The following is a 14,116-nucleotide window of genomic DNA, read 5'->3' as shown; positions in this document are numbered from 1 at the left end:
CGGCCTATGCTGGGCGCCCACTTGTCGCGTGAACCAGTGCCGTATGTCAATGGCCGGCGGGTCGGTCGCGTGTTCTTGATCGTTCCTGAAGGTGGGGGTCGCCATGCGCGTCGTGATTGCGGAGGACTCCGCACTCTTACGGGCCGGTGTCGTGAGACTGCTGACCGATGAGGGCATCGAGGTGGTGGCGCAACTGGGCGATGCCGAGAACATCGTCGGCACCATCCGGCAGGGGATGCCCGACGTCGTGATTCTGGACCTCAGAATGCCACCCACCTTCGTGGACGAGGGATTTCGGGCGGCGCTCGACATCCAGAAGAATTTTCCCGACGTGGGGGTCCTGCTCCTCTCGCAGTACGTGGAACATTCCTATGCCGAGGAGCTGGTGCGGTGCGCGCCGGGTGGCGTGGGGTATCTGCTGAAGCAGCGAGTCGGGGACTTCGAGGAGTTCCTTGCCGCGGTACGGAGAGTTCATCGCGGGGAAACGGTGCTGGATTCCGAGATATACCGGAAGTTCGTCGGCAGCCCGCGGGAACGTCGCGCCGCGGACCTGTTGACGCCCCGTGAGCTGCAGGTCATGGAACTCATGGCGACCGGACTCACCAACGGCGGCATAGTCAAGCGGCTCGGTGTGTCGGAACGCGCCGTGGAAAAGCATGTGACCTCCATTCTTGCGAAGCTCCGCATCCCGAATTCGGGGGAGGACCACCGACGCGTGCTGGCCGTCCTGGACTATCTGCGCGGGGTCAAGCAGCGCCGTGGCCCGGGCGACTGAGCTCGGTGGTGGGGGCAAGGCCGGGGCGCGGCCGGGTTCCGGCTCCGTACCGGGTGCTGGCCGGGCTGATCTATCTCTCCATCGGCAGCCTGGCCGGCCTCCTGCTGGTGCCGCTGATCGTCGTCTCGCTGGTGTTCAGGGCCGTCCTGCTGCTGTTGTTCGTCTGCCCGCCGCTGGTCCTGACCCTGATCGTGCGGTCGGTCACCGCCCTCGTCCGTCACCTCGTGCGTTCCGTAGGCCACGACACGGGTGACCTGCCGCGGCGGGAGACGCTGGCCGGAGCGCTCGCCGGGGAGGCGAGGAGCCGGATCGCGGTACTGCGTCCGGGACTCGTCCCCAGCCTGACCCTGCTGCACGCCGTCGCCGAACTGGAACGGCTGCTCGCCGGCTTCATGCGGGGCGGCACCGTCGACACGCCGGGCCCCCCGCGCGAGGGGGGTGCGAAGGAGCGGCGGGAGGGGGCGCCGGAGGCGGGCTGGGGCGACATCGGATACCTGGGCCTGCTGCTGCTCGGCACCCTCTGGCTGATCCCGCTGTTCGCGCTCGCGCTGCCCGTCATCGCCTTCGTGGTCAGCCTGCCCATCGGCCCGCCGGAACAACTCGCCTTCGGACCCGGGACCACGGTGGTGGTGGAGGGGGCGGCCGTGCGCCTGCTCGTGGCCGCGTGCTCTTTGGTGCTCTTCGGCACGCTCATGCTCCTGATCTTCTGGATGGGCAAGATCCGGGCGCGGATGGTCGATCGGATCCTCGGCCGTATCGACGAGGCCGAGCAGCAGCGGCGCGCGGAGGCCGCCGAGCGGCAGCGGATCGCCGCACTGCGCGTCAACGACGCCGACTACCGGCGTCTCGAACGGGATCTGCACGACGGTGCCCAGGCCAGGCTGTCGGTCCTGCTGCTGCGCCTCGCTCATGCGAAACGGCGCAAGGACAAATCCCTCGAGGCGTTGTCCGACATGGTCGACGAGGCGCACCAGGAGATCGGAAAGGCGCTCGATGAAATCCGTGACCTGGTCCACGGAATTCAGCCACCGATTCTGAGCGACCGAGGAATCGACGCGGCGGTCACCGCGCTCACGGAGCGATTCCATGTGCCCGTCACCGTGTCCAGCGGACTGACCCGCCGACCGGATGTCAGGGTCGAGTCGACGGCCTATTACATCGTCGCCGAATGCCTCGCCAACGCCGTCAAACACGCGTCCGCCGCCTCGATCGACGTCTCCTTGGAAGAGGCGGAGGAGCAGTTGTACGTCATCGTCACCGACGACGGCGTGGGGGGTGCCTCGCCGCAGACCGGAACCGGTCTCCGCGGCCTCGTCGACCGGGCCGCGGCGCTCGGCGGCACGGTGCAGATCACCAGTCCGCAGGGCGGCCCCACCACCGTGCGAGCGATCCTCCCCTGGTCGGACAACGCGCTCTGACCTGCTGTTTTTCTCGTCAGTGAAACTCCTTGCCGCGCTCTGTTCGGTTGATCAACGATGGGGGGGTGCGGTTATCCGAACCCCTTGAGTGCGGGTAGCCGCACCTGTGGCTCCGACGAGGGATGGTCCAGCGGCAAGGGGGAGAACGTGGAATCACGGTCAATAACGGAATTACTCCACGAGCTTGCCCGGAAGCACATGGTTCCCGGCACACAGCTCGCATTGCACATGAACGGCAAGACGCTCTCCGCCGCCGTCGGGGTGACCGACACGCAAAGCGGTGACCCGGTGTCCTCGGACACCCCGTTCGCCTTCGGGTCGGTGAGCAAGGCGTTCACCGCAACCCTGATACTGGAGTTGGTTTCCGACGGCGACCTGGAACTCGACGCACCCGTGTGCGAGTACGTTCCGGAATTGCGGCAGGCGGCCGACGAGGAGATGTCGGCCGTGACGCTGAGACAGCTTCTCAGCCATACCGGTGGACTTGTCGCGGACTATGAACTCGACGATTCCTCAGAACAATCCATGCGCCGCTATGCGGCCGGTGTGGCGACCACGCGGCTGCTGCACCACCCCGGTCGCTGCTTCTCGTATGCGAACACCGGATACAACCTCCTCGGCCGGTGCGTCGAGGCCGTCACCGCTATGGAGTGGCACTCGGCGGTGCGGGACTTTCTGCTGCGCCCTCTGGGGATCGGTCCCGTGTTCCTGCACCGGTCGGACGGGGGCTCCGCGCGCCGACCGGCCACCTGCCACGCGGTCCGCCCCGATGGTCACCAGGCCCGTCCCGTGGGGCTGTTCCTGCCTCCGACATGGGCGCCGGCCAGCGCACTCGCGGGCAGTGCCGAGGACCTGGTCGCCTTCGCGCGGCTGCACATGGGCGAACATCCGGCCGCGGACACCCTGCTGGATGACGAGCATCGGCGGGACATGCGTACGCCGGTGCCGGCCGCCGATGCGTTCGGGATGGCCGACGGGTGGGGCCTTGGCCTCGCCTGCTACTCGGGCCCGGACCGTCGTCCGCACGCCGCCGCGCCGACGTGGTACGGCCATGACGGCACGGTCGACGGAGGCAGTTGCCACCTGCGTTTCCAGCCCGAGACCGGCTTGGCGGTGGCCCTCACCACCAACGCGACCACGGGCTCGCTTCTGTGGAGCGACCTCGTCGAGGAACTGCGCCTGCGCGGCGTACCCGTTGCCGACTACCGTCCCGACGTGCCCGACGCGCCGCCGGCCGAGTGGCCCGAATCGACCGGCCTGCTGGGCGAATACGGCAACGGTGACACCCGCTTCTCGCTCCGCCCCCACCAGGGAGGCATACGGCTCAGCGACCGCACGGGCCTCGTCGCCGATGTGACGCTGCACGACCGGATGATCTTCACGGCGCAACGCGTCGACGCCGTCGAGGCCTCCTACACGGGCCGGTTCGTGCTCGACGGCGACACGGGCGCAGTCGCCCTCATGCAACTCGGCGGACGCTCCGCGCAGCGCCTGACGTCCGCGGCCTGACCCGCCCGCCCCACGAACCCGGCACACCCGGCCCCGGAGCCGTCGGCCTACGTCGGCCTGCGTTGACCTGCGTTGACCTGCGTCGACCCTCACGTCCGACGCCGCCCCCAGCGCCCCGCATACCCGGATCCCCCCACCCCATCCCCCCACCCCCATCCCCCCACTTCTTCCGTTCCAGGCTTCCGGCTGCCCGGTCCTGCCCGCTCGCAGACCGCGCCGCCAAGCCGCCGTCCCTGGAGGTACAGCGTGGCTCGCGCCGACATGCCGGTCGACCGGGATCTTCCGCACCTGGTGGAGTTCTGGCGACGCCGGCTGGAGGGCATCAGCCCCCTGGAACTGCCGGTCGACCGCCCCCGCCCGGTCGTCCGCGAGACGAGCGTGTCGGCGTACGACCTCGACGTGCCGGACACCGTGGCCGCGGCTGTCGCCCACTTGGCCGCACAGCACGGCGCCACGCCCGGCGAGATCCTGGTCGCCACCGTCAGCGCTGTCCTCGTCCGGTACTCGGGGCAGGACGACATCGCCCTCGGCACCGTCTCCCCGCGTACCGGGCACACCCTGGTCCTGCGGACCCGCACCGACAGCGGGGCTTCCTTCGAAGAGCACCTGGGCGAGGCCCGCCGGGTGATGCGCGAGGCGCTCGACAACGACGGCGTACCGTTCGCCCGGCTGGTCGAGGCGCTGGCCCCGGCCAACGACACCAGCATCACCCCGCTCATCCAGGCCATGGTGGTGCTGCGCGACGAACTACCCGACCCGGCGCCGGAGTTCGACGCCCTCGACCTGTCGATCGAGTTCGGGCTGGGCGGACCTGGGCCCACCACGCGCATCCGGTACAGCACCGCCCTCTTCGACGAGACGACCGTCGCCCGGCTGGCGGGCCACCTGAACGCCCTGCTGGTGGCGGCCGCCGCCGATCCCGGCCGCCGCCTCTGCGCGCTGCCCATGCTGACGCACGCCGAGTCCGAGCAGGTCGTACGCGCGTGGAACGCCACCGACCGCAACGTACCCACCGGCACCTTCCCCGAACTCTTCCACCGGCACGTCACCGCACGTCCGGACGCCACCGCCGTCGTGGATGAACACGGCTCGGTGACCTACCGGGAACTCGACGAGCGCGCCAACCGTCTGGCCCACCACCTACGCGCGCTCGGCGCGGGACGTGACACGTTGGTGGGGCTGTGCGTGGAGCGCGACGCCGGGATGGCGGCGGGCCTGCTCGGCATCATGAAGGCGGGCGCCGCCTACCTGCCGCTGGACCCCGGATACCCCGATGAGCGGCTCGCCTACATGCTGGGTGACTCCGGCGCCCGGCTCGTCGTCACACAGGAGAGCCTGCGCGACCGGCTCCCCGAGAGCGGTGCGGTACTCGTCGACCGCGACCGGGCCGAGCTCGAACGCGGGCCCGGCACCGCCCCGGACGTGGAACTGCACCGGGACGACCTCGCCTACGCCATCTACACCTCGGGCTCCACCGGAAAGCCCAAGGGCGTGCTCGTCTCCCACGCCGGCGTCGGCAACCTCGCGGCGGTGCAGATCGAACACTTCGACGTCGGGCCCGACAGCCGCATCCTGCAGTTCGCCTCTGCCAGCTTCGACGCGGCGTTCTGGGAGATGTGCATGGGGCTCCTCACCGGCGCCACGCTCGTCATGGGGTCCAAGGAGGCCATGCTTCCGGGGGAGCCGCTCGCCGAGTACGCCACCCGGCACGGAGTCACGCACGCCACGCTGACGCCGGCGACCGTGGCCGTACTGCCCGACGGGCACGGCCTGCCCGCCGACGCCACGCTGATCGTCGCGGGGGAGGCGAGCACCGGGGACCTCGTGGCGCGCTGGTCCGCGGGACGCCGCATGATCAACGCCTACGGTCCGACGGAGTCCACTGTCTGCGCCACCATGAGCGCACCGCTCAGCGGCGCCACCGTCCCGCCCATCGGTACGCCCATCGCCAACACCCGCATCTACATCCTCGACGACGCGCTTCAGCCGGTCCCCGTCGGCGTGCGCGGCGAGCTGTACATCGCCGGCATCGGTCTGGCACGCGGCTACCACGGCCGTCCCGGCATGACGGCGGAACGTTTCATCGCCGATCCCTTCGGTGAGCCGGGCAGCCGTATGTACCGCTCCGGCGATGTGGCACGTTGGCGCGCCGACGGCGACCTGGAGTACCTGGGGCGCTCGGACGACCAGGTCAAGGTCCGCGGGTTCCGCATCGAACTCGGCGAGATCGAAAGCGCGTTGACCCGACACCCCGACATCGGCCAGGCCGTGGTCCTCACCCGCAACACCAACCTCTTCGCGTACGTCGCGGCGGCCGGAGCACGCCGCCCCGAGCCCGTCGAGCTGCGCGACTACCTTGCCGCCGAACTTCCCGAGTACATGATCCCGTCGGTGGTCACGGTTCTCGACGCCCTGCCCCTGACCCCCAACGGCAAGGTGGACCGCCGTGCCCTGCCCGAGCCCGGAACGGTACGGGAGGACGAGGAACCGGGCCACGAGCGGGCTGCTCCCCGCAACGCAGTCGAGGAGACCATCGCCGCGGTGTGGGCCGAGGTGCTGGACACCGACGCGTTCGGCGTCGACGACGACTTCTTCGATCTGGGCGGCAACTCGATTCTCTCCGTGCGCGCCGTCTCCCGGCTGCGCCAGGCACTGGGCGTCCGGCTGTCGCCCCGCGCCCTCTTCGACGCACCCACGGTCGCGGCCCTCGCGGCGCGGGTCGCCCCCGACGAGGAGGGCGCCGACACGGCGATCCCGCTCGTCTCCCGGGACGGGGAGCTGACCATGTCCTTCGGGCAGCAACGCCTGTGGTTCCTGGAGGACTTCGACCCCGGCAGCGCCGAGTACCACACCGCCCTCGGTCTTCGGCTGACCGGTGACCTGAACGCAGACGCGCTGCGCGCGGCGCTCGGCGACCTGGTTCGCCGGCACGAGTTGCTGCGGACGACGTTCGGATTCGTCGGCGGTCGAGGTGTCCAGGTCGTCCACCCCGCCCTCGCCCCGGGCTGGAGCGTCGTCGACCTCACGGGCGTACCGGACGACCTGCGCCAGGAGCGGCTGAACGCCACCGTGTCCGAGGAAGTCGCCCGGCCCTACGACCTCGAACACGGCCCGCTGTTGCGGGTGCGGCTGGTGCGCCTCGGCGACGAGGAGCACGTGCTGGTGCTCGGCATGCACCACATCGTCACCGACGGCTGGTCCATCGGCGTGATCGTGTCGGAACTCGGCGACCTGTACGCGGCCCGAGTCCACCACCGGACGGCCGAACTCCCCGAATTGCAGCTGCAATACGCCGACTTCGCGGCCTGGCAGCGCGGCCGCCTGTCCGATCGCGGGCTGCTGGAGCACGAGGTGGACTGGTGGCGGCAGCGCCTGACCGGCGTCGCTCCGCTGGAGCTGCCGACCGACCGTCCCCGCCCCCCGATCCGCTCCTCGGCCGGTGAGACCTACGGCTTCGAGCTGCCCACCGACGTCGTCGAGCGACTGCGGGCCCTGGCCGGCAAGCACGGCGCCACCCTCTTCATGGCGCTGACGGCCGCGGTCAAGGCCGTGTTCGCCCGGTACACGGGCCAGCAGGACATCGCCGTCGGCACCGTGTCCTCCGGGCGCACCCGCGCCGAACTGGAGCCGCTTGTCGGGTTCCTGGCCAACACCCTGGTCCTGCGCTCGCACGTCGACCCCGAGCGGTCGTTCGCGGAGCTGCTGGAGCGGGTCAAGGAGACCGCACTGGAGGCGTTCGCGCACGAGGAGGTGCCGTTCGAGCGGGTGGTGGAGGCCGTCCAGCCCGAGCGCGACGCCAGCCGGACGCCCCTGATCCAGGCCATGGTCGTCCTGCAGAACGCCCCCGTCGCACCGCCGCACTTCCCCGGCGTCGAGGTCCACGACCACCTGGTACGGCGGGAGGCCGCGCCCTTCGACCTCACCGTCGAGTTCTTCGAGACGGACGGCTCCGTCGCCGCCCGCATCGGCTACAGCACCGCCCTGTTCGACGAGGCGACCATCACCCGCTTCGGCGACCACCTGACCGTGCTGCTCGACGCCGCCACCCAGGACCCGGGCCGGGCCCTGGCCGCGTTGCCTCTCCTCACGGACACCGAGTTCCACCAGCTCGTCCACGGGTGGCACGGCGCCCGGCAGGACACCTTCGAGGGCACGTTCCCCGCGCTCCTCGAGGCCCGAGCGGCCGAGCGCCCCGAGGCACCCGCCGTCGAGGACGACGTCACCAGCCTCACCTACCGCGAGGTCGACGAGCGCGCCAACCGGCTCGCTCACCATCTGCGCGACCTCGGCGCCGGCCCCGGCAGCCTGGTCGGCCTGTGCGTCGAGCGGGGCGCGGACCTGGTGGTCGGGCTGCTCGGCGTCATGAAGGCGGGCGCCGCCTACCTTCCGCTGGACCCCGGCTATCCCACCGACCGGCTCGCGTTCATGCTGACCGACTCCGGCTGCACCCTGGTCGTCACACAGGAGCAGGTCCGCGACCGGCTCCCCGACACCGGCGCGGTCGTCGTCGACGTCGTACGGGACCGCGACCTGGTGGCGAGCCGCCCGGCCACCGCGCCCGAGGTGGACCTGGGCCCGGCCGACCTGGCGTACGTGATCTACACCTCCGGCTCCACCGGCACCCCCAAGGGCGTCCTGGTGCCGCACGCCGGCATCGGCAATCTGGCGTCCGCCGAGATGGACCGGCTGGCCGTCACCCCGGACAGCCGGGTCCTGCAGTTCGCCTCCGCCAGCTTCGACGGCGCCGTCATGGAAGTCCTCATGGCCCTGGCCGCCGGCGCCACCCTCGTGCTGCCCCCGCACGGCCCGATCGTCGGCGAACCCCTCCAGCGGTTCCTGACCGAGCGGCGCATCACCCACACGCTGCTCGCCCCCTCGGTGGTCGCCACCCTCGACCCCGAAGGCCTCGCCGGACTGCGCACCCTCGCGGTCGGCGGCGAGGCCTGCACCGGCGACCTCGTGGCCCGCTGGGCCCCGGGCCGCCGGATGATCAACGCGTACGGCCCCACCGAGAGCACGGTCGTCGCCACCATGAGCGCCCCGCTCACCGCCGGCCCGGACACCCCGCCGATCGGCACCCCGCTGCCCAACACCCAGGTGTATGTCCTGGACGGCACCCTCCAGCCGGTCCCGGTCGGCGTCGCGGGCGATCTGTACATCGCGGGCGTCCACCTGGCCCGCGGCTACCACGGCAGGCCGGGCCTGACGGCGGAACGCTTCGTGGCCAACCCGTTCGGGCACCCGGGGGAGCGGATGTACCGCTCCGGAGACGTGGCCCGGTGGCGGACGGACGGTTCGCTGGAGTATCTGGGCCGTGCGGACGACCAGGTCAAGATCCGCGGGTTCCGCATCGAACTCGGCGAGATCGAGGCCGCGTTGGCCCGGCACCCGGATGTGCGGGACGCGGTGGTCGCCGTCCACCAGGAGGGCTCCCGGCGCCGGCTCGTCGCCTACGTCGTCGGCTCCGCCGAGCTGAACCCCGGCGGGCTGCGGGAGTTCCTGTCGGGTTCGCTGCCGGAGTACATGGTTCCGGCGGTGTTCGTGCGACTGGAGCGGTTGCCGAGCACACCGAGCGGCAAGGTGGACCGTCGGAACCTGCCCTCGCCGGAGCCGGGCACCGAGCAACTGGGCAGCCGGTACGTCGCTCCACGTACGGGCAGGGAACAGGTGCTCGCGGGGGTGTGGGCCGACGTACTCGGGGTGGACCGGGTCGGCGTCCACGACAACTTCTTCGAGCTCGGCGGCGACTCGATCCTCTCCATCCAGGTCGTGACCCGCGCCCGGCAGGCCGGCCTGAGGGTGACCTCGAAGCTGATGTTCGTGCACCAGACGGTCGCCGCCCTGGCCGAGGCCGTCGAGGTCGCCGAGGCTCCGGCCGCGGTGGAGGAAACCCTGTCCGGCCGCGTGGAGTTCACGCCGATCCAGCGGTGGTTCTTCGCCGAGCACACCGTCAACCCGGACCAGTACGCGATGTCGGTACAGGTGGAGCTGGCCCCCGGTACCGAAGTGGCGCTGCTGGAGCGCGCGTTGAGGGCGGTCGTGGAGCACCATGACGCGCTGCGGATGCGGTACACGCGCACGGTTGAAGGCTGGGTGCAGGAGTACGGCGACCCGGTCACCGAGGGCCTGCTGGTCACCGGCGACCCTGCGGACGCGGACGCGGCGGCGCTCGCCGCGCAGGAGTCGCTGGAGCTGGCGTCGGGTCGGCTGGTCCGGGGCGTGTTCTTCGACGGAGCCCTTCGACCGCGCCTGTTCCTGGCCGTGCACCACTTGGTGATGGACGGTGTCTCCTGGCGGATCGTGCTGGAGGACCTGGCCACCGCCTACGAGCAGCTGGCCGCCGGCCACCCGGTGGGCCTGGGGGCGAAGACGAGCAGTTACCAGCGCTGGTCCGACCGCCTCACCGAGCACGTCCGCTCCGGCGCCCTCGACGACGAGATCGCCCACTGGCAGAACGTCGGCGGAGTCCGTGAAGTCCCCCAGGACACCATCGCGCCCAACCTGTTCGGCGACACCTCGGCGGTGTCCGTGCGGCTGGACAGGGACGAGACCGAGGACCTGCTCCAGCGGGTACCGCCGGTCTACCGCACGCAGATCAACGACGTGCTGCTGGCCGCGCTGGGCCGGGTGCTGGAGCGGTGGGCCGGCGCGCCGGTCGCGGTGAACCTGGAGGGCCACGGCCGCGAGGAACTCTTCGACGACGTCGACCTGTCCCGCACCGTCGGCTGGTTCACCACCATCTACCCGGTGCTGCTCGACATCCCGGCCGGCGACTGGGGCACCGCCCTCAAGGGCATGAAGAGCCGCCTGCGCAAGGTCCCGGGCCGGGGCCTGGGCCATGGGGCCCTGCGGTTCCTGTCGGCCACTGGTGGCGAGGCCCCCGCCTGGCCGGTGGAGCCGCAGGTCAGCTTCAACTACCTGGGCCAGTGGGACAACGGCAGCAGCCAGGACGGCCTCGTCCGGGCCCGGCTCGGCGCGCTCGGCCGCGACCAGGCGCCCGAACAGCCGCGCCCGCACCGCATCGACATAGTGGCCGCCGTGAACGAGGGCCGCCTCCAGATCGACTGGATCCACTCCACCGCCAACCACCACACCGCCACGGTCGAACGCCTGGCCGATGAGTTTGTCACCGCCCTGCGTGAGGTCGTGCGGCACTGCCTGCTGGAGTCGAGCGGTGGTGCCACTCCGTCCGACTTCCCGTTGGCCGGGCTGGACCAGGCCGGTGTGGACCGGGTCGTCGGGGACGGCCGGGGTGTGGAGGACGTGTACCCGCTGACGCCGATGCAGAGCGGCATGTTGTTCCACAGTCTCGCCGAGCCGGACGCGGGCGCCTACTTCGAGCAGATGACGTACGTGCTCGACGGGGTGAGCGACCCGGCCCTCCTCGAACGCGCCTGGCAGCACGTCGCCGGGCGGATCGACGTACTGCGCGCGTCGGCCGTGTGGGAGGACGTCGACCGGCCGCTGCTGGTCGTGCACCGCCAGGCGCCCGTCCCGACCGCCCACCTGGACTGGCGCGGCCTGTCCGAGTCCGAGCAGCGCGTGGAACTCGAGCGGCTGTCGGCCGAGGAGCGAGCCCGGGGCCTGGACCTGTCGCGGGCACCGCTGCTGCGGCTCGCCCTGATCCGCCTCACCGACACCGCCGTCCGGGTCGTCTGCTCCTTCCACCACATCCTGCTGGACGGCTGGAGCACGTTCGACGTCCTGGCCCAGACCCACGCCGCGTACGGCGCGTTGCTGGCCGGCGACGAGCCGGTGCTGCCGGTACGGCGCCCGTTCCGGTCGTACGTCGAATGGCTGGCGGGGCAGGATCTGGTCCAGGCCGAGACGCACTGGCGCGACCTGCTCACCGGCTTCACCACCCCGACCGCCCTGCCCTACGACCGCCGCCCCACCGCCCACCACAAGGCGCACACCACCGCGCGCCTGCAGCACCGGCTGACCCCTCAGGCGTCCACGGAACTGCAGGCGTTCGCCCGCCGACACCGGCTGACCGTGAACGCGGTGGTGCAGGGTGCCTGGGCACTGCTGCTGTCGCGGTACGCCGGTGCGCGGGACGTGGTGTTCGGTGCGACCGTGGCGGGCCGCCCGGCAGAACTGGCCGGCGCCGACGCGATCGTCGGCATGCTGATCAACACGCTGCCGGTGCGCGTCGACGTGGACGGCCGGGCCCCGGTGGCCGCGTGGCTGGCCGGGGTGCAGCGGGCGCAGGTGGAGGCCCGGCAGTACGACTACGTGCCGCTGCCCGGCATCCGGTCCCTCAGCGAGGTCGAGGGCGGCGCGAACCTCTTCGACAGCCTGCTGGTCTTCGAGAACTACCCGCGGGACGACAAAACGGCCGCCGAACACGGACTGCGCCTGCACGGCCTGGAGGGCGGCGAGGCCACCAACTACCCGCTCAACCTCATCGTCTACGCCACCGACCGCCTGGAGTACACCCTCGCCTACGACGCCGACCTGTTCGACGCGGCCACCGTCGAGCGGATCGCCGCGCACCTGGACGCCCTGCTCGCCGGGATCACCGTCGACCCCGAACGGCCCGTCGCGGTCGTGCCGATGATGGCGGACAGCGAGGTCCGGCAGGTCATCGACGAGTGGAACGACACCGCGAGGGATCTCCCGGACGCCACTTTGCCCGAGCTGTTCGCGGCCCGCGCCGCACGGCACCCCGACGCGCCCGCCCTGTCGTACGCCGAACAGACGCTGACGTACCGCGAGCTGGACGAGCGGGCCAACCGGCTCGCCCATCTGCTCGTCGCCCGGGGCGCGCGGCCCGACACGGCCGTCGGCCTGTGCCTGGAGCGCGGGGCGGACACGATCGTGGCGCTGCTTGCGATCCTCAAGGCGGGCGCCGCATACCTCCCGCTCGACCCGGGCTACCCGGTCGACCGGCTCGGCTACCTGCTGAAGGACGCCGGAGTCGAACTCGTCGTCACCCGCGAGGAGTTCCGGGAGCGGTTGCCGCTCACCGACGCCCACCTCGTGGACCTGGACGCGGACGCCCTCGAGGTGGCCCGGCAGCCGGTAGCGGCCCCGGCCGTCGAGATCACGCCCGACCACCTGGCGTACGTCATGTACACCTCGGGCTCGACAGGCATGCCCAAGGGCGTGCTGACACCGCACCGGGCCGTCGTACGCCTGGTGCACGACGCCGACTTCACCGACGTCGGCGAGGGCGATGTCGTCGCGCAGTTCGCGCCGCTCGCCTTCGACGCGGCCACCTATGAGATCTGGGCCGCCCTGCTCGGCGGGGCCCGGCTGGCGGTGCATCCGCCGGCTCTGCCCAGCGGCGCCGAACTCGACCGGTTCCTCAAGCAGGAGCGGGTGACGCACCTGTGGCTCACCGCCGGGCTGTTCCACCAGCTCGTCGACGACGAGATCGGGGCGTTCGACGGGCTGCGCCAGCTCATCGCGGGCGGCGACAAGCTGTCCCCCGAGCACTGTGCCCGCGTCCTGCGCGCCCACCCCGGCCTGCGCCTGACCAACGGCTACGGCCCGACCGAGGCGACGACGTTCACCGCGACGCACGACCTGCTCCACGGACACTCCGCCGACGCCCCGGTCCCGCTAGGCACCCCGATCGGCAACACCCGTGCCTACGTCCTCACCGACGATCTGCGGCCCGCGCCGGTCGGCGCACCCGGCGAGCTGTACATCGCCGGCGAGGGACTGGCCCGCGGCTACCTCGGGCAGGGCGCGCTGACCGCCGAGCGGTTCGTCGCGGATCCGTACGGCCCTCCGGGCACCCGGATGTACCGCTCCGGCGACCTGGCCCGCTGGAACGCGGACGGCACCCTGGCCTTCCTGGGCCGGAGCGACGGACAGGTCAAGGTGCGCGGCTTCCGTATCGAGACCGGCGAGATCGAGGCCGCGCTCGTGGCCCGTCCCGAGGTCGCCGACGCCGTGGTCGTCGCCCGGCGGGACGGGGACCGCACCGTCCTCGCCGCCTACGTCGTCGCGCCCGGCCGGGACGAGTCCGCCACGGCCGCGCTGCGCGCCCATCTCGCGGCGACCCTGCCGGCCCACATGCTGCCCACGCACTACGTGCTGTTGCCCGCCCTGCCGCTGAACACCAACGGCAAGGTGGACCGTCGCGCGCTGCCCGCACCGCAGGACAACGCCGAGCCGGCACCCGAGCACCAGCCGGCCGGCACCCCCACCGAGGAGTTCCTCGCGGACACCTGGCGGGAACTGCTGAACGTCGAACGCGTCGGCGTCCACGACAACTTCTTCGAGCTAGGCGGCGACTCGCTGCTCGCCCTGCGGATGACCTCCCGGGTCAATGCGGCTTTCGGCGTCGAGCTGTCGCCCAGGACCGTCTTCGACCGGCCGACGGTCGCCCGGATCGCGACCGAGATCGAGGACCGGATCCTCACCGAACTGGAGGCGGACGCCACACCTGCGGCCTGACCTC

General features: G+C 71.5%; 4 protein-coding genes. All 4 read left to right on the top strand.

What is annotated here, in order from left to right:
• The first annotated feature begins 103 nt into the window (after positions 1 to 103).
• The 4 genes from EHO50_RS14075 to EHO50_RS14060 all read left to right on the top strand — a co-directional run bounded on the left by EHO50_RS14075 (position 104) and on the right by EHO50_RS14060 (position 14,112).
• Positions 104 to 775, top strand: a complete 672-nt coding sequence (locus tag EHO50_RS14075; RefSeq protein ID WP_128430379.1) for a response regulator transcription factor — start codon at positions 104 to 106, stop codon at positions 773 to 775.
• Positions 776 to 780: 5 nt separating this feature from the next.
• Positions 781 to 2,193 (top strand): sensor histidine kinase, encoded by a 1,413-nt coding sequence (locus EHO50_RS14070; RefSeq protein WP_246101144.1) that lies wholly within the window; start codon positions 781 to 783, stop codon positions 2,191 to 2,193.
• 84 nt (positions 2,194 to 2,277) lie between these two features.
• The gene (locus tag EHO50_RS14065) at positions 2,278 to 3,702 is read left to right on the top strand and encodes a serine hydrolase domain-containing protein (RefSeq protein WP_246101143.1); all 1,425 of its coding nucleotides are present in this window, start codon (positions 2,278 to 2,280) and stop codon (positions 3,700 to 3,702) included.
• A 246-nt stretch (positions 3,703 to 3,948) separates the two neighbouring features.
• Positions 3,949 to 14,112, top strand: a complete 10,164-nt coding sequence (locus EHO50_RS14060; protein ID WP_128430374.1) for a non-ribosomal peptide synthetase — start codon at positions 3,949 to 3,951, stop codon at positions 14,110 to 14,112.
• Positions 14,113 to 14,116 lie beyond the last annotated feature (4 nt).

Origin of the sequence: Streptomyces cyaneus, from assembly GCF_004028635.1 — a bacterium.
Classification (GTDB): domain Bacteria; phylum Actinomycetota; class Actinomycetes; order Streptomycetales; family Streptomycetaceae; genus Streptomyces; species Streptomyces cyaneus.
Note: the sequence above shows the minus strand (reverse complement) of the source record. Positions and strands in the feature narration are given on the sequence as shown.